The organism is Flavobacterium sp. (assembly GCF_035299005.1).
Classification (GTDB): domain Bacteria; phylum Bacteroidota; class Bacteroidia; order Flavobacteriales; family Flavobacteriaceae; genus Flavobacterium.
On the sequence record NZ_DATGXL010000015.1, the window covers coordinates 127,427 to 145,850 of the forward strand.

18 protein-coding genes and 1 riboswitch are annotated in these 18,424 nt (G+C 30.7%); of the genes, 12 read left to right on the forward strand and 6 right to left on the reverse strand.

Features of this window, described 5'->3' with window-relative positions; genetic code table 11:
- Positions 1-395: 395 nt before the first annotated feature.
- The 6 genes from VK164_RS12170 (at position 396) to VK164_RS12195 (ending at position 5,773) form a co-directional block, all read left to right on the forward strand.
- Positions 396-1,520, forward strand: a complete 1,125-nt coding sequence (locus VK164_RS12170) for a PAS domain-containing sensor histidine kinase (RefSeq protein WP_324209612.1) — start codon at positions 396-398, stop codon at positions 1,518-1,520.
- Positions 1,507-1,905, forward strand: coding sequence for a response regulator (locus tag VK164_RS12175; RefSeq protein WP_324209613.1), 399 nt, complete (start codon positions 1,507-1,509; stop codon positions 1,903-1,905). Before VK164_RS12170 ends, VK164_RS12175 begins: the two co-directional genes overlap by 14 nt.
- A gap of 155 nt (positions 1,906-2,060) precedes the next feature.
- Complete coding sequence (locus VK164_RS12180) at positions 2,061-2,960, forward strand: MerR family transcriptional regulator (protein ID WP_324209614.1); 900 nt, start codon at positions 2,061-2,063, stop codon at positions 2,958-2,960.
- 55 nt (positions 2,961-3,015) lie between these two features.
- Positions 3,016-4,476 (forward strand): phytoene desaturase family protein, encoded by a 1,461-nt coding sequence (locus tag VK164_RS12185; RefSeq protein WP_324209615.1) that lies wholly within the window; start codon positions 3,016-3,018, stop codon positions 4,474-4,476.
- Position 4,477: 1 nt separating this feature from the next.
- Positions 4,478-5,317, forward strand: a complete 840-nt coding sequence (locus VK164_RS12190) for a phytoene/squalene synthase family protein (protein ID WP_324209616.1) — start codon at positions 4,478-4,480, stop codon at positions 5,315-5,317.
- A 12-nt stretch (positions 5,318-5,329) separates the two neighbouring features.
- A complete protein-coding gene (locus tag VK164_RS12195) occupies positions 5,330-5,773 on the forward strand; it encodes a beta-carotene hydroxylase (protein WP_324209617.1) in 444 nt (147 codons plus the stop codon).
- A gap of 25 nt (positions 5,774-5,798) precedes the next feature.
- On the opposite strand, the gene VK164_RS12200 is transcribed toward VK164_RS12195, so the two are convergent.
- The 5 genes from VK164_RS12200 to VK164_RS12220 all read right to left on the reverse strand — a co-directional run bounded on the left by VK164_RS12200 (position 5,799) and on the right by VK164_RS12220 (position 9,860).
- Entirely contained in the window at positions 5,799-6,332 is a 534-nt protein-coding gene (locus tag VK164_RS12200) for a DUF4252 domain-containing protein (RefSeq protein WP_324209618.1), read from the reverse strand.
- Between the two features lie 2 nt (positions 6,333-6,334).
- Positions 6,335-6,862, reverse strand: coding sequence for a DUF4252 domain-containing protein (locus VK164_RS12205; RefSeq protein ID WP_324209619.1), 528 nt, complete (start codon positions 6,860-6,862; stop codon positions 6,335-6,337).
- Between the two features lie 8 nt (positions 6,863-6,870).
- Positions 6,871-7,314: a hypothetical protein gene (locus tag VK164_RS12210; protein ID WP_324209620.1), complete on the reverse strand. Its 444-nt coding sequence runs from the start codon at positions 7,312-7,314 to the stop codon at positions 6,871-6,873.
- A complete protein-coding gene (locus VK164_RS12215; RefSeq protein ID WP_324209621.1) occupies positions 7,295-7,810 on the reverse strand; it encodes a sigma-70 family RNA polymerase sigma factor in 516 nt (171 codons plus the stop codon). Before VK164_RS12215 ends, VK164_RS12210 begins: the two co-directional genes overlap by 20 nt.
- A 112-nt stretch (positions 7,811-7,922) precedes the next feature.
- A complete protein-coding gene (locus VK164_RS12220; RefSeq protein WP_324209622.1) occupies positions 7,923-9,860 on the reverse strand; it encodes a TonB-dependent receptor plug domain-containing protein in 1,938 nt (645 codons plus the stop codon).
- A gap of 82 nt (positions 9,861-9,942) precedes the next feature.
- A riboswitch (cobalamin riboswitch) is annotated at positions 9,943-10,143 on the reverse strand.
- A gap of 341 nt (positions 10,144-10,484) precedes the next feature.
- Between VK164_RS12220 and VK164_RS12225 the strand changes: the two genes are divergently transcribed.
- The 6 genes from VK164_RS12225 to VK164_RS12250 all read left to right on the forward strand — a co-directional run bounded on the left by VK164_RS12225 (position 10,485) and on the right by VK164_RS12250 (position 17,798).
- Complete coding sequence (locus tag VK164_RS12225; RefSeq protein ID WP_324209623.1) at positions 10,485-11,267, forward strand: hypothetical protein; 783 nt, start codon at positions 10,485-10,487, stop codon at positions 11,265-11,267.
- 115 nt (positions 11,268-11,382) lie between these two features.
- Positions 11,383-14,100: an FG-GAP repeat protein gene (locus VK164_RS12230; RefSeq protein WP_324209624.1), complete on the forward strand. Its 2,718-nt coding sequence runs from the start codon at positions 11,383-11,385 to the stop codon at positions 14,098-14,100.
- 70 nt (positions 14,101-14,170) lie between these two features.
- A complete protein-coding gene (locus VK164_RS12235) occupies positions 14,171-14,353 on the forward strand; it encodes a hypothetical protein (protein WP_324209625.1) in 183 nt (60 codons plus the stop codon).
- 344 nt (positions 14,354-14,697) lie between these two features.
- The gene (locus VK164_RS12240) at positions 14,698-15,828 is read left to right on the forward strand and encodes an ABC transporter substrate-binding protein (protein WP_324209626.1); all 1,131 of its coding nucleotides are present in this window, start codon (positions 14,698-14,700) and stop codon (positions 15,826-15,828) included.
- 156 nt (positions 15,829-15,984) lie between these two features.
- Entirely contained in the window at positions 15,985-17,010 is a 1,026-nt protein-coding gene (locus VK164_RS12245) for an iron ABC transporter permease (RefSeq protein WP_324209627.1), read from the forward strand.
- Between the two features lie 2 nt (positions 17,011-17,012).
- Positions 17,013-17,798, forward strand: a complete 786-nt coding sequence (locus VK164_RS12250) for an ABC transporter ATP-binding protein (RefSeq protein WP_324209628.1) — start codon at positions 17,013-17,015, stop codon at positions 17,796-17,798.
- Here the strand turns inward: VK164_RS12250 and VK164_RS12255 are convergent, their stop codons facing one another.
- Positions 17,799-18,365 (reverse strand): pseudouridine synthase, encoded by a 567-nt coding sequence (locus VK164_RS12255; RefSeq protein WP_324209736.1) that lies wholly within the window; start codon positions 18,363-18,365, stop codon positions 17,799-17,801.
- Positions 18,366-18,424: the final 59 nt, after the last annotated feature.

The window sequence follows — 18,424 nt, forward strand, 5'->3', positions numbered from 1 at the left end:
CAGTTATCTAAATTTATTAATACAAATTTCAGAACATTAGTGTTTTTATAGTATGATTGCAATCATAAAGAAGATATTAATATCCTTTATTAATCATTTTTTTTATACAGAAAATAAAAAATCAGCCAAACACACACTATTTTACACAAGCTACTAATAACTAACGCTTTACAACTGATTTTATTTGCATAAAAATCATATTTTTTATCCAAAAATCATTTTTTATGTAAATCTAAATCGATAAAATACAAGATTCTTTAAAAATTTAACACTGAAGTCATATTTTATGTAAAAAAAATATGTAAATTTGAAATACCCCCTTATTTAAAAAAAAGACAGAAAATGATTTACAGCAATAGACATATTTAAACAACTATTTTTATATTATTAGTGGTATGAGCAATAAAGAAATAGAAGAAGAGGAATTATTAAAAAAAATAAAAGAAATATCAGACTATAAATATGCTCTTGACGAATCTTCTATTGTGGCAATTACAAATCAAAAAGGTATTATTACTCATGTAAACGATAATTTTTGTAAAATTTCAAAATATAGTAGAGAGGAATTATTAGGTCAAGACCATCGAATTATTAATTCGTCTTATCATCCAAAAGAATTCATCAAAGAATTATGGGGTACAATTGCCAAAGGAAATGTATGGAAAGGTGAAATAAAAAATAGATCTAAAGATGGAACTCCGTATTGGGTTGATACAACTATTGTACCTTTTTTAAATGAACAAGGAAAACCATACCAATATGTTGCTATAAGATCTGATATTACAGAACGGAAAAGAGGTGAAGAAAAAATTGCAAAAATGCTAATTAATGCTGAACATCAAAACAAACAGTTAGTTGATTTTTGCAACATTGTTTCTCATAACCTTAGAGCGCCATTAGTAAATATTTCAATGTTGTTAGATTATATGGAATCTTGTGATGATGATGCAGAGAGAACCGAAGTATTTAACAAAGTACAACCTGTTGTAAATCATTTAAATAGTATACTTGACGAATTAGTAGAATCATTACAAGTTAGACAAGATGCAGAAGTTGAGTCCTCGATAATTGATTTAAAGGATACTATAGATAAAGTTTTAATAGGCTTTAAAGCACAAATTTGTGAATATAATGTTGAAATAAAAGTCAATTTTGAAGAAGCAACTTCAATATTTTATCCACAACTATATATTGAGAGTATTTTAACAAATTTAATAAGTAACGCTTTAAAATACAAATCAACAGATAGAATTTTATCTATTGAAATAAAAACAATTAATGACGAAGATGGTGTTATACTATCTGTAACCGATAATGGTTTAGGTATAGACTTAAATCTTCATAAAGACAACTTATTTAAGATTCGTAAAGTTTTTCACAAACATCCTGATGCCCGTGGTTTTGGACTATTCATGACTAAAACGCAAGTTGAAGCTATGGGAGGGAAAATATGGGTAGATAGTATTCCAAATGTTGGAAGTACTTTTTATATTAAATTCAAATCATATGAAGCAAATTGAAATTTTAGCACTTGTAGATGATGATGATACTTTTGTCTTCATTACACAGAGAATAATTGAACAAACTAATCATGTTAAAGAAATTAAAGTTTTTAATAATGGATTAGACGCATTGAACTATCTAAAAGATAATTTAAACAATAATTATCAATTACCAGAAGTAATATTTTTAGATCTTTCCATGCCAATTATGGATGGATGGCAATTTTTAGATGAATTTACATCTCTAAAAACAGAAAAAACAGAGAAAATCTTAATTTATATTTGTTCCTCTTCTATTTCACCTCATGATATAACTAAAGCTAAAGAAATTAGCTCGGTTACAGACTTTATTATTAAACCAGTAACTAAAGATAAACTTGCAGAAATAGTAATGGCTTTATAAAAACAAAGACTAATCTTTTAAACTAAATAACTTTAAAAATGTACCACCTTAAAATAGGGTGGTATTTTTTTTCATAATAAAATATTTTTGAATATTTTCATTATTAATAAATTTGTTTATTTTTTTACTATATTTGTTAAACAAAAAAATATAAAATGAACAATGTAAAAAATGTATTTAGTATCAAAGATTTAGAAAATTTATCAGGTATTAAAGCACATACTATTAGAATTTGGGAAAAAAGATACAATATTTTAGAACCTATGCGCTCTGATACAAACATTCGTTCTTATGATATTAAAAGCTTACAAAAGCTTTTAAACATAGTTTTAATACACAATTACGGATATAAAATTTCAAAAATTTCAACCTTATCACAAGAAGAAATTTTTAAACTAGCTAGCGACATAATTTCTGAAAAAAGTGCAAAAAATCATGCGATAAGCACATTCAAAATTGCTATGATGAATTTTGACCAATCGCTTTTTTTTAACACATATAACAACCTATTGAATGAAAAATCTTTTGAAGAAGTTTTCTATACAGTTTTTATTCCATTAATGCAGGAATTAGGTTTTTTATGGCAAACCGAAACTATAAGCCCTGCTCATGAACATTTTATTTCTTACCTCATCAAACAAAAAGTATTGAGTAATACTGAAAAAGTTCAAACCAAAGCACCAACAAAAAATGATAAACTATTTGTGCTTTTTTTACCTTCAAATGAAATACACGAACTAGGCCTAATGTATTTGAACTATGAGATTTTAAATAATGGTTACCAAACCATTTATCTTGGCGAAAATATTCCTATTGAAAGTCTAATCGATTTGAAAACATATTTTGATAAAATTACGTTTATTAGTTATTTCACAGTAGAACCAAATTTGGAAAACATTAACGAATATGTAAAAATGTTTAACTCTAAAATTATTGATGGAACTAACCACGAAGCATTTCTACTAGGCAGGATGACTGAATATATCGACCAAAAAACCTTACCTTCTACTATAAAGATATTTAAAAGCATAGAAGAAGTAACTAGTAAATTATAATCTTTATTGTTTTTGTTTAATTTTTTTACTACATTTGTTAAACAAAAATAATACCGTGAGTAAAAAAATTGCAATTATTGGTTCGGGATTTTCTTCATTAGCAGCTGCATGTTATTTAGCTAAGGCTGGAAATGAAGTAACTATCTATGAAAAAAATGAAACTATCGGAGGAAGAGCTCGTCAATTAAAGAAGGAAGGTTTTGTTTTTGATATTGGCCCCACATGGTATTGGATGCCTGATGTTTTTGAACGTTTTTTTGCAGATTTTAACAAAAAACCATCTGATTATTACGAATTGATAAAATTATCACCTGCTTATCAAGTCTACTTTGGACAACTAGATTTTATAACCATAGCCGATAATTTACCAGAAATTGTAAAAGCATTTGAATCTGTCGAAAAAGGAAGTGGAAAACAATTGGAGCAATTCATGGCAGAAGCCAAAAGCAACTATGATATTGCAATTAAAGATTTAGTTTATCGTCCAGGTGAATCAGCATTGGAATTAATTACGCTAGAAACAGCAAAAAAAGTAAACCAGTTTTTTAGTAATATTTCAAAAGATGTTAGAAAACGATTCAAGAACACCAAATTAATCCAAATATTAGAATTTCCAGTATTATTTCTAGGAGCAAAACCAAGCGATACACCCTCTTTTTATAACTTCATGAACTATGCCGATTTTGGTTTAGGTACGTGGCATCCAAAAAATGGAATGTATTCAGTTATTTTAGCGATTGAAACTTTGGCAAAAGAATTGGGCGTAAAAATTGAAACCAATGCCAATGTTGAAAAAATTGATGTGATTAACGGAAAAGCTACTGGAATATTGGTTAACAATAAAATAGTTACTGCTGATGTAATTTTAAGTGGAGCCGATTATCACCATTCTGAAACATTGTTAGATGAAAATCATCGTCAATACTCAGAAAAATATTGGTCAAATAAAACATTTGCGCCATCATCACTCTTATTTTATGTAGGATTTGAAAAAAAAATAGAAAATGTAGAACATCATTCCTTATTTTTTGATGTTGATTTTGATATACATGCTGAAGCTATTTATGATAATCCTAAATGGCCAGAAGAGCCACTTTTCTATGCTAGTTTTCCATCAAAAACTGACACAAACTCAGCACCAAATGGTAAAGAAGCTGGAATATTTTTAATCCCATTAGCTCCAGGCATAGAAGATACAAATGAATTGCGAGAACTCTATTTTGAAAAAATAATTACTCGCTTTGAATACTTAACAAAACAAGAAGTAAAAAACAGCATTATCTTCAAAGAGTCGTTTTGCGTAAGTGACTTTATTAAAGAATATAATTCGTATAAAGGGAATGCGTATGGTATGGCAAATACTTTACTGCAAACTGCTTTTTTAAGACCTAAATTGAAAAGTAAAAAAGTTAAGAACTTATATTTTACTGGTCAATTAACTGTTCCGGGTCCAGGAGTTCCTCCTGCATTAATTTCAGGTAAATTAGTTTCAGATTTAATAGAAAAGTATCAATAATATGAAATCAATTTTTGACAATGTTTCGTTTGATTGTAGCATGAAAGTTACAAAAGCATACAGCACTTCATTTTCTTCTGCAGTTAAGATGTTAGCACCATCCATTAGACAAGATATTTATAATATCTATGGCTTTGTTCGTTTTGCTGATGAAATCGTAGATACTTTTCACGATTATGACAAAGAACTTTTGTTTGCACAATTTGAAAATGATTTAGAATTAGCGCTTTCACAAAAAATAAGCCTAAATCCAATTCTGAATTCGTTTCAACATACGGTTAACAAATACAATATTCCGAATGAACTAATTGCTGCTTTTATGAAAAGTATGAAATTAGACTTATCAAAAACGAAATACACAACTGTTGAAGAATACAACGAATATATTTATGGTTCTGCAGATGTTGTAGGTCTTATGTGTTTGAAAGTTTTTGTAAATGGAAATATTGAAAAATATGAAGAATTAAAGCATAGCGCCATGCGATTGGGTTCTGCCTTTCAAAAAGTAAATTTTTTGAGAGATTTAAAAGCTGATTTTGAAGACTTAAGCAGAACTTATTTCCCAAATACAGATTTATCAAGACTAGATGAAACTTCTAAACAACAAATTATTGCAGAAATTCAAGCTGATTTTGATGCCGGATTTGAAGGTATACAAAAATTGCCTTTAGAAGCAAAATTTGGCGTTTATACTGCTTATATTTACTACAAGAAACTATTGAGCAAATTAAAGAAAACGCCATCGTTAGAGATTAAAAACACACGGATTCGTGTTCCTGATCATGAAAAAGTGGGATTATTAGCAAAATGCTATTTGAATTATAAATTAAACATTATTTAATCAAAAAATATTATGTGGATACATATCTTAGTTTTTTTTGCAACATTTTTCTTCATGGAGTTTATGGCATGGTTTAGTCATAAATACATTATGCATGGTTTTTTATGGGTTTTACATGCCGATCATCATAAAAAAGACCATGATTCCTGGTTTGAAAGAAATGATGCTTTCTTTATATTTTATGCCGTTGTAAGTATTGGTTGTTTTTTACTTTGGAAATATGAAATTTTTGAACTTGGATTAGCAATTGGGTTAGGCATTCTTGCTTATGGAATCGCTTATTTTTTAGTCCATGATATTTTCATTCACCAACGTTTTAAATTGTTTAGAAACGCAAACAATCGCTATGCAAGAGCTGTTAGAAGAGCACATAAAATGCACCACAAACATATTGGTAAAGAACATGGAGAATGTTTCGGAATGCTAATTGTTCCTTTCAAATATTATAAAAACTAAAAAATCCCGCTGTAGCGGGATTTTATTATTTCTTCATCAACTCTTGTAGTGGTTTGAGTTGTTCTAAATTCATATCTGATTTTTTAAGCAAACTCAACATATTCAAAATATGAGTTGGATTCATATCATTACCCAAAACTCTCACAACTGCAAAACCATTTTCTTTTTTACTTGCAAGTAAGACGAATTCATCAATGTGCTCATCTTCTCCTACAAAATAAACTGCTGCTCCGTCATTTCCTGACCCTACTTTCATCAACTGTTGATAGGTTTCATCTTTTAAAAGCGACTTTACCTCTTTGATCTCCTTATCATAATTAGCAACATCATTAGAATCTGTTTTGAAAGCTAAAATATTCATTTTTTCAAACGATTCTAACGCTTCTTTTTCAGCTGCAGTTAAGGTAACTTTTTCTGTATTAATGATACTTGGAGCCAAATCAACAGAAACAAAGTTTGAAGATTCTGTGTTTTTTACAAAATACTTTTGCAAAGTAGGTTTAGATTCACAACTGTATAAAAGAATACCTGAGATTATTATTGCGAATAACTTTTTCATAATTATTTATTTGAAGCTTTTTTTAGATCATCTCCACCTGGTAAGCTCATTTTTTCAGTTAACATTGAAATTTCATCTAAACTAAAATTTCCTGTTAGTGATAAAACAATTGTATTAGCATCCTTTACATTTGCTCCTTCAATAAACATTAAAAGCTCTTTTACAATGTTTTCATTAGCTCCTGATTTCACATAAATTTTTACGTTTTTACCCTCATTATTTACACGCATCAATTCTTCTAAGGGATTTGATTTTAAATAGCTGTTTACAGTTGCTTTCATTTCAGCCCCTACTTTTGTACTACTTGTTGTAAATACTCTTAAATTATCTAATTTCTTTAGTAAATTTAAGTATTGTTGCGTTTCTTTATCCTTTGCATCAACTTTTACTTTACTCATCATTTCAAACATCTTTTTGTTTACTACAACAGACGTTACTCCTTCTTTATCTTCAAATTTATCAAAAGCATTTTGAGCAAATGATACTGCTGATGACATTAAAAATGCTATAACTACTACTAAATTTTTCATGTTTTTTATTATTTAAAAATTGTTTTTTTTGTTTTTTCGTATTCTTTTAAATGAGATACACTTTCCATGCCAAAGTTTACTTGTTCTGAAACCATTAGCAATGCTTTTTGTGTTTCCACATAGGCTTCTTCTGGATTGTCAAAAGTTCCCAAATCTTCTTTATTAGGTTCTGTTGGATATAAAAAGAAAGTAGCCAATCCAAAAAGTATCACAAAGCTTGCAGCAATTCCAATCCATTTTACAGTACTTTGTTTTCTAGGTTGTAATGGAAGTTTTTGCTCAAATTGTGTTGCTTTTTGTGTTTCAAAGTAACCAAATAGCGATTGATATTTTACCAAATGTGGTGCTACATCACTCGAAGAAAAATAGGCCTTTAATTGTTTTTCTTCGGCTATAGTGGTTTCTCCTTGAAAATATTTTTCTACTAGTTGTTCAACTAACATGGATTCCATAATTATGTGTTTTTTCTATTTGTTCTCTCAAGGTTTTTCTAGCTCTTGATAAAGCTACTCGAACCGCTGTTTCATTCATTTCTAAGACTTGAGCAATATCCGAAAATTCGTATTCTTCAATTTCTCTTAGTTGTAGTATCAAACGTTGTTGTTCGGGTAAATCATTAATTAATTTTTCTGCCCAATGCAACGTGTTTTGATGCTCAATTTGTGTTTCTACACTTGCTTGCTTATCTTGATAATTATTGTGTACAATTTGCAAATTAGTAGCTCTTTTACTCTTTAATTGGTCCAAACAATAATTTTTTGTCATTGTCATTGCCAGAGCTTCAACACTATTATACTGTTCCAAAGAACTATTTTTATTCCATAACCGCACCAATACTTCTTGTGTAGCATCTTCAGCTTCCTCTGTACTTACAAGCATTCGTTTAGCTAAACGAAACAACTTGTCTTTAAAAGGAGTTATAATATGTACAAACTCGTTTTGATTCATTGTAATGGGTTGGTTTATAATGAAGACGAATGTAAATCAATTTTGTTACAAATAAAAAAAAGGTTTTGATAAATAATTACCAAAACCTTTAAAAATCAATTAATTAACTTTATTAAAACAAAAAATTTAAACCTAATTTAAAATTTCTTCCTCGCGAATTGTAGCCGATTAGTTCCTGAAAGTCATCATTAAAAATATTATTCACTGCTCCGAATATTTTTAAGCGATTAGGTAATAAATCATAAGATATATTTGAATTAAGCAACTGATAAGCTGGTAATTCAACTGCAGCAGTTGCCCATATATTAGAATCATAATAAGCATCAGAACGTTGATTTACATATTGATACGTTAATCCAAAAGTTCCTTTTTTAAACTGATAATTCAAATCGATATTTCCTTTGTGTTTTGGAATCAAGCGGTTTAATTGCTCTTCAACTTGCGTAAAAGTATAATTCCCGCCAATATTGAATTTTTCAGACAAAGCAAATCTTGCACTTGCTTCAATTCCTTTTGCATTATAAGTTCCATTTGTATTGATATAGTATGATTCAAACGTAGCAGAATTATAATAGAATCCAATAGTGTTTTCTTCTTTACGATAAAAACCGACTGCATTAATTGTCAACTTCTTATCTAATAATTGTGATTCAAAACCAAATTCTGACATAGCATTTTCTTCTGGAGTTAAATCTAAATTTCCATATGGCCCATATAACTGATATAAACTTGGAGTAATGAAAGCTGTACTATATGAAGCTAAAAATTTCAAAGGTAAATTCTCCAAAGAAAAACTTGGATTGAAGTTATAAACTATTTGATTTCCATATTCACTATGTGTGTTAAATCTTGCTCCGGCATTGATGTTTAAGCCAAATTCAGAATTAAAAACAACAGTAATATATGGGTCAATTAAATTAAACTTAGCTCCTTCTCTTGCCACATCCGTATAAGCATCTTTTTGAGTCATGTCTACATATTGATATTGTGTTCCTATGACTGCAAACAAATGATTACTAAATTTATATTTATTAAATGCATCAACAGAAACAGTTCTTCCTGTGTAATTATAAACATCTATAGTTCCAGACCATGAGTTTGAAATATTAATAATTCTATCTATTGTTGTAGCACCTGTATTAATTGCAAACTCTCCTTTAGCATATTTGTATTTTGGCAAGAATCCGATTCTAAATTGTTCGGAAAAACTATTGTTATTCAAATCATCAGAATTAGCAGTATTGCCATCAAATGAATTATCAAATGTATTCTTAATTCGATCATAATTTCCAAAAAAATCAAAATTCAATTTCTCATTCACCCTGAAACCGATTTTTTGGAGCACATTAACTCTAGAAAACGTATCCTCTTCAAAATTTTCTCCAGCTGCTTCAGACATTCCTTTAGTTTCTGTACTATTCAATGAAGTCATGTATGAAACTTTATTAATCGTTCCATTAACCGAAAATCCTTGATTAAAATCTTGTGGACTTGTTTTTGAAGTCTCCGAAGTGTTTTGCGTTCCCATATTGATGTACGCATTTCCCGAAATTTCTTTTTTAGCTGATTTTTTCAACGTAATATTGATAACTCCAGTTGCTGCTCCTGTTCCATACAAAGTACTCGAAGCGCCTTTCATTACTTCAATTTTTTCAATTTGTTCTACTGGAATCAAACGCAAATCATATTCAATATTAATACCTGATGCATCAGAAACTGGAATTCCATCAATATAAATAGCCGTCTGACGATTGCGACCACCACGAATGTAATAACCTAAATTTTTACCGCCAAACGATTGATTTCCGTTGATTTCAACTCCCGCTACTTGACTCAATACATTAGCAAGTGATTGTCCTTGTTTTTTAGACAAATCTTGAGTTGTGATAACCTCAATAATTTTACCTGATTTTTCTCTACTTTGTGCAAATTTAGTGTCAGAAACGACCACCTCTTTCAAATTAGTTGCTTTTATAGTATCTTGCTCTTGTGCATACGTAAAAGCAGTAGCTAGTGCAAACACACTTAAGCTAATAAACTTTTTGTTCATTTTTAGGGTTAATAAAAAATTTAATAAAATTGGGAGAAAAGCACAGAATTTACCCATACTCAAACTTTTTTTCCCGAAAGTTTGTTACTCAATGAATGTGGCAGGTCTCCTGGCTTGCGTCTTGTTATCAACCTTCTCATTCGCCAAGGCGAACAATGGTAATGTAGATAATAACAAGCTTTGTAGCTTACAGTTGCGGGTACAGCTTAGGTCTTACACCTAATTCCCTTTTAATGTTGTTTTGAAAAATTCAGAAACAACAACCAAAATTCGAGGGTAAAGGTACATAATTTTTAAAATAATAAATGATAAAAAATAATATCACTTTTTCTATCTTTGAAATTTCCCAACATTAAATAATTTCTCCCTGAAAATAATTTTACAAACTAAATTTAACATCTAAGTAAAATGTTATTCAAAAACCCTATTTTTTCAATAATAAATAATTATGAAAAAACTAATAACATAAGTAACAATTATGTTTATAGATCTATAAATAAGTACATACTTCTTCAAATTGTCATTTTTACTACTCACTTTCTATTTAATGTAATTGAATATGGATTTATACTAATTTCTAAAGTTCTTCTTTTTTTGATTCTTTATTTTATTCTAATGTTATCATTGAAAAAGAAAACATATGTATATGGAGTACATATAAATATATATTCTTTGATTGCTTATCTTATTTTAATTTTTTCTATTTCTTTTCTCTCTATTCACACTAGACAATTAATTAATATTGATTTATATTATTTCCCTATTATTAGTTCTATTCCTTTTTTATACAACCTAAAAGAAGATAAACCATATGTTTTAACAATTATCATATTAACATTACTGTTGATGTGTATCCCAACACTAATTGATCTTGATTTTATTATTAAAAGCGAATTAATAATAAATAAAAGGTCAAACTTAACTTTTATGAAAATAACTAACTTACTAGTTAGCTTTATTGCATTATTTGTTAATCTTCATTTAGTATACAGAAAGGATGAATATATTTTTAAAATCCATAGCGAAAAAGAAACCCTTAAGGAACATATGCACGAACTAGAAGGTAAGTATTTAAATTTAATGCAAAAACAATTTATAATAAACAATATAAACACAGAAGAAATCGATGAGATTTATAAACTAGCAGAAACAAACTCTACCTTATATTTTGATAAATTTTGTATATTATTTCCTAACTTTAAAAATACTTTAGTCAACATAAATCCAGAATTAAATTTTTCTGAGCTTCATTTTTGTTCTTTAATTAAATTAAATTTTGACACAAAGAAGATTGCACAAATTTTAAACTTAACTGTAAGAGCTGTTGAAAGCAAAAAATATAGATTGAAGAGAAAATTAAATTTAAATACGGATATAAACATTCATGAGTTTATTATAAAAATATAACTTTTTTAATAAAAAATGAGTTTTAATACGCATGAGTAGTTTTGAGTAGTTGCTTTTAATGCGTTTTTAGATTAAAAAAAATAAATTGGTCTCAACTAACCAAAACAAAACAATTATGAGACTAAAACTTTTATTAAAATTGTTCTTTATTTTTTTTACTATCCTAAAAATTAATGCTCAAGTTGGAATTGGAACAGTAACACCGCATTCATCTTCAGCTCTTGATGTAACGGCCTCAAATGCGGGTTTTTTAGCACCTAGACTAACCTCTATAGAAAGAGATGCAATTGTATCACCATCACAAGGATTAATTATTTTCAATATAGATACACAATGTTTAGAAGTATACAACCTAACTTTAGGAGTCTGGAAAGCAAACTGTGGTGATCAAGCTGCAACAACTGGTTCTTTTTCTCCAGATTGTAACGGTATTTCTGTTCAAGGCACTTACACAACTGGTAGCACACTTATTAGTACTAGTAACACAATTACTATACCTGTAAATGTTACTCAACTTGGCACTTATTCAATAAACACTTCATCAGCAGGAATGTTTTTCAACAATTCGGGAACATTTACTACATTAGGATTTCAAAACATTGTATTAGAAGGCTCTGGGGTTCCAACTACAACAGGTAGTAATTTAGTTACAATTCAAATGGGAAATACCTACTGCAATGTTATTATCAATGTTCAAAATGGTATAGCAAACATTACAACTTGTCCTACACAAGGAACCATTACTGGAACTGTAGCAACAGGTCAAACTTTAAACAATGGAGATTTAATTATTCCTTTAAACAACATTAACTATACAGGTGGAAACGTATATGGTTTTACAACTGCTTCAAATAATGGACTATCTCTCTCTTCTCCATTACAAGGCACTTTAGGAACAACTCCCGCAAATTTAACAATGAATGTGACTGGTTCACCAATATTGTCAGGTAATACAACTTTAATTTTTTCTATAAATAACATTACAAATTGTTCAGTTACTATACCTGTACAATCAGGAACTGGTAGAGCAAGCGCTATTTCTTGTACAGGCACATTAAGCGGCACATATACTTCAGGTACAGCAATGACAGGAACAAATACAAAAGTTATAAATTTAACTGTTAGTACTACTGGTACATTTAATATTTCAACGAATACTCAAAATGGTGTACGATTTACAGGAGTATACACAGCAGCTGTATTAGGTGCTCAAAACATGACATTAACAGCAACTGGTACGCCTTTAACTTCAGGGCTTTTCACATATACAGTAACTATTAGCAATACTCCTACTACCTTCATTACTTGTACCTTTGATGTTAATTATGCCCTACCTCCAACCGTTCCCAACTATACAACTTTAAGTTGTGGCACCCCTAATAATAACTACACTTATCTTAAACCATCAAATACTTCCTCAGATGATTGGTTTGGGGGGTATTATATTAATTGGGATTATACAGGAAACGCTATGCAAATGAGTGCTGATGGTTTAACATTAGTCGTTGGTGGTGTTGGTGAAGATGGAAGCGGAAGTGGCATTAATCCACCAGATAATAATTTACTAACACAAGCAGGTGCAGCTTATGTATTTACTAGATCAACTATTGGAGGTGTTTGGACTCAACAAGCCTACCTAAAAGCTTCCAATCCAGGTTATGATGATGTTTTCGGTACAGCTGTAGCGATAAGTAACGATGGAAATACTGTTATTGTAGGAGCTCCAAGAGAAGATAGTAATGCCATTGGAGTAAACGGAAATCAAAGTAATGATTCGACTGGGGATGCTGGAGCAGCCTATGTATTTTCTCGTAGTGGAACTACCTGGACACAACAAGCCTATTTAAAGGCTACAAATTCTGGCGGTTCAGATTGGTTTGGCTTTAGTGTTGCAGTAAGTGGAAATGGAAACACTGTAGCGGTCGGTGCTTATAGAGAAGATGGATCTAATTATGTTATTAACCCTTCAGATAATAATGGGACTGTTGATTCAGGAGCAATCTACGTTTTTACACGATCAGGAAGTACTTGGACATCACAAGCTACTATAAAAGCTTCCAATGGAGGTTACGACGATCGCTTTGGTTTTTCAGTTGCATTAAGTACAGATGGAAATACATTAGCAGCTGGAGCTAATAGAGAAGATAGTAGTACCGTAGGAATAAACTCTTCATCCAATAATTCTGCTGGAGATTCAGGCGCTGCTTACATTTTTTCAAGGACAGGGACAACTTGGACACAACAGGCATACATAAAAGCTGGTAATACAGGAGGTTCAGATTACTTTGGATATAGTGTAAGTTTGAGTGGAGATGGAAATAAACTTGTTGTAGGAGCTCCTTTTGAAGATGGAAACGGAACAGGAGTTAATCCTGCTGAAAACAATTTATGGGGAGATTCAGGAGCTGCTTATATTTTTTCAAGAACTGGAACTACTTGGTCGCAAAGTGCATATTTAAAAGCTAATAGCCAAGGAAGTGACTATTTTGGCTGGGGAGTTGCAATTAGTAAAGATTCTGACCATATTGTAGTAGGTGCCCCAATTGAAGACACAAATTTAAGCTGTATTAATCCAGTTAGTAATAATCTAGCCGCAGATAATGGTGCCGCCTATACATTCCACAATAATGCTGGGAATTGGGGTTTTGGATACTTTATTAAAGCTGCTAATTCAGACACTTCAGATTATTTTGGCAACTGTGTATCTATAAATGAAACAGGAACTACAATTGCAGTTACGGCAGATGCTGAAGACGGAAGCGGATTGGGCATAAATCCAGTTCATAACAATAGTGCTAGTAATTCCGGGGCCTGCTATGTGTTTACTCAATAAAACATATATAAAATTAAACTTTTAAAAGAACCAACAACAGCAGAATAAATAAATAATTAAGCATTCATCTATGAATGAGAAAAAAGAAAAATTAAATCATCTAATAAGAGTGAGAGATTTAATTGACATTAGACTCGAAACCATTAATAATAAAGAGCTTGAGGAAATGATACTAAAAAATAATTCTAGCATATCAATATATAAAACTTTAACGGTAAAAATCAAAAAATTAATAGCAGAAATTTACGGCTAAACGTATAAAAAAATACTAAACTGAGAGAATAATTGGATGGACATCTATAGTTAGGGAGACTTTGATACCATCCAACTCTCATTTTTTACTTCTTCTTATTCATCTTACGCCACAACCATATAAAGCCAATTACAAAGTGTGCTAAAATAATAGTTGCTACTGCATAAAGGAAAGCGTTAGAATCTGTTCTCATATTTTTTATTGCAAATTTAGTGGTTTCGGTAATTTCTTTATGTCTTATTTGTTACACGAAGTTTTTTACAAAGAATCACAAATAAAATCCTTTTTAATCTTTATAATCCGTGGCAAAAAAATAAAAAACTACTTTTGCAAAAAACAATTTCATGCGTCACTATTTCATTTTAGTCGTTTTATTTTTAGGATTTATCCAATGTAAAGAATCGGAAAGTTCTGCAAATCTGAATACTTCTACACAAAATAGCATTCAACATGCGGAAGGATTTTCTATTGAAAAATACGATGGTTTTTCGGTTGTGAAAGTTTCGAATGCGTATCCTGAAGCTAAAGATAATTACACGTATGTGCTTCATAAAAAGGGCGTTCAAATTCCAGATAGTTTACAACAATTTACTGCGATTGAAGTACCAATTAAAAAAGTAATTGTAACATCAACAACACATATTCCTGCTTTAGAATCATTAGGTGTAGAAAATACATTAATTGGTTTTCCAACCACACAATACGTTTCATCAGAAAAAACAAGAGCGTTAATCGATGCTGGGAAAGTACGAGATTTAGGTTCCAATCAAGGATTAAACACCGAAGTCATTTTAGACATTCAACCCGATGTAATTGTGGGATTTAGTGTTGATGGCGATTTGAAAACCTATAAAAATTTAGAAAAAAACGGTCAAAAAATCATCTTTAACGGAGATTGGACTGAAAAAACACCTTTGGGAAAAGCCGAATGGATTAAATTCTTTGGTGCATTATATGATTTAGACGAAAAAGCAACTGAGATTTTCAATTCGATAGAGAAAGAATACAATTCTGTATTAGCTTTAGCTAAAAATACTAAAACTAAACCAACAATTTTTGCTGGTGCTATCTACGAAGACCAATGGTTTTTACCACAAGGCGATAGTTGGGCAGCCTATTTCCTAGAAGAAGCCAACGGATATTATTTATGGAAAGATTCTAAAGGAACTGGAAGCCTAGCTTTATCATTCGAAAGTGTTTTAGACAAGGCCAAAGATGCTGATTTTTGGATTGGTCCAGGACAATTTACATCGATTCAAGAAATTTTAGACAACAATCCAAATTACATTCACTTCAAAGCGGTTAAGAACAAAAACGTATATTCATTTAGTACCAAAAAAGGAAAAACAGGCGGCGTAATTTATTACGAATTGGCGCAAAATAGACCTGATTTGGTTTTAAAAGATATTGTTAAGATTTTACATCCTGAAGTGTTGCCGGATTATGAGTTGTTCTTTTTTGAGAAGTTAAAATAACCACATTTCTTTTTAAACATATAAGTTATAGAAGTTTAAAAAAAGTAGAATTGATTTAAAGTTCATTTAAGTTATTTTTAAAATTTCTTTCATTTCTTTAATCTGTGTTCCCAAAAATATATTCTAAATGATGTAATTTAGCCAAAAATTCAACACATGCCATTAACAAAAAAACAAAACCTTCTTTTCATCCTTTTGCTTGTAGCGATGGTGTTTTTGTTTTTGGTGAATATTAGCTTAGGTTCCGTTTCTATTCCGATAAAAGAAGTGGTTAACGGGCTTTTGTCTCAAAAAATGAGTAAGGAAAGTTGGGAAATTATTCTGTGGAATTTCCGTTTTCCAAAAGCCATTACTGCAATTTTAGTTGGAATTGGACTTTCGATGAGCGGATTGTTGATGCAAACATTGTTCAGAAATCCGTTAGCTGGACCATATGTTTTGGGATTGAGTTCGGGCGCGAGTTTAGGAGTGGCTTTCATCATTTTAGGAACTGGATTTTTACCTGCTTTTATCTCATCGTTCTTCTTATCGAATTATGGGTTGGTTTTAGCCTCAAGTTTAGGTAGTTTTTTAGTTTTAATGGCGGTTTTATTGGTTTCCCAAAAATTAAAAGACACCATGGCTATTCTAATTGTCGGATTAATGTTTGGAAGTTTTACTAGTGCTATCGTTTCGGTTTTATCGTATTTTACGTCGGCTGAAAAATTGCAGAAATTCACTTTTTGGTCAATGGGAAGCATTTCAAATTTATCTTGGAATAAAATTTCGCTTTTATCCGTGTTTGTTATCATCGGAATTGGAATTAGTTTTATGGTTATCAAACCTCTAAATGCTTTATTACTAGGAGAAAAATACGCGCAAAGTATCGGAATTAATTACAAGAAAACGCGTTTTTTAATCATTATCGCCACCAGTATTTTAGCCGGAAGTATCACCGCTTTTGCTGGACCGATTGCTTTCATAGGTTTGGCAGTTCCTCATATGGCGAAATTATTGTTTCAAACGAGTAATCATTTTGTGTTATTTTGGAGTACGCTTCTGCTTGGTGCGATTGTTATGTTGTGTTGTGATACAATTGCACAAGTTCCAGGAAATGACATTACACTTCCAATTAATGCCATAACTTCTGTAATTGGAGCACCGGTTGTGATTTGGCTGTTAGTTAGGAAGAAACGTTTTTAATCATGAGCAATCAAAATTTCACCATACAAACCTCAAATCTTTCGATTGGCTATAAGTCAAAATCGGAAACGATTACTATTGCGCAACACATCAATATTGGTTTAGAAAAAGGAAAATTAATAGCCTTAATTGGTGAAAACGGAATTGGAAAATCTACTTTACTAAAAACGCTTACTGGAATCATTCAACCTTTACAAGGTGATGTTACTTTACTAAATAAATCACTTCAAAGTTACAAACCACTTGATTTAGCTCAAGAATTAAGCATTGTTTTAACTGAAAAATTACCACCAAGTAATTTAACTATCTATGAAATTGTTGCATTGGGAAGACAACCTTACACCAATTGGTTAGGTTCATTGTCACAAGAAGATACAATCAAAGTTGAAGAAGCTATCATATTAACCGAAATTCAACATTTGATTAATAAAAAACACGATGAAATTAGCGATGGTCAGTTGCAAATAGCATTGATTGCACGAGCTTTAGCACAAGATACTTCGATTATTATTTTAGACGAGCCCACCACGCATTTAGATTTGGTTCACAAAGCAACTTTACTAAAATTATTGCAAAAACTCACACATGAAACTGGTAAAACCATTCTCTACTCTACACATGACATCGACTTAGCGATTCAAATGAGTGACGAAATGATTGTGTTTACACCAACTCAAATAATGCAAGACCAACCTTGTAATTTAATTCAAACGGGAATTTTTAATACCTTGTTTGATACCGAACATCTTACTTTTGATGCTACTATTGGTAAGTTCAAAATCAAATAATTATACATCAAAACCACTAACCTCCAAAACCTCACCTGCTTTTAAATCATTCAAATAGATGTTTCCTACACGCACACGAACCAATCGCAACGTAGGAAAACCAACCGCTGAAGTCATTTTACGCACTTGTCGAAATTTTCCTTCGGTTAAAGTTATCGAAACCCATGATGTAGGACCGTGACGATCGTCTCGAATCTTTTTACCGCGTTCGCCTAAATTGGGAATCATTTCTAAAATGGATGCTTTACATTTTTTGGTTTTGTATTTTTTGCCGTGTAAACCAATTTCCACTCCTTTTCTTAATAGTTCAATAGCTTCTTCAGTAATAATTCCATCAACTTGGGCGTAATATTCCTTTTCTACTTTTTTGCTTCGGACAATTTCGCTCATCATACCGTCGGTGGTTAACAAAAGTAAACCTTCCGAATCTTCATCTAAACGACCAATTGCCATCGTGTTTTCAGGAAAATCGTATAATTCACCTAACAATTTTTTATTGCGTTTGAGTTGATAAATGAACTGCGATAAATAGCCATAAGGCTTATGAATAAGGAAATGATGGTGCATCAGATTTTTGTAAATGGAAATTTCTGTTGCCAAATTTAACTATAAAATAGGGAACAAGT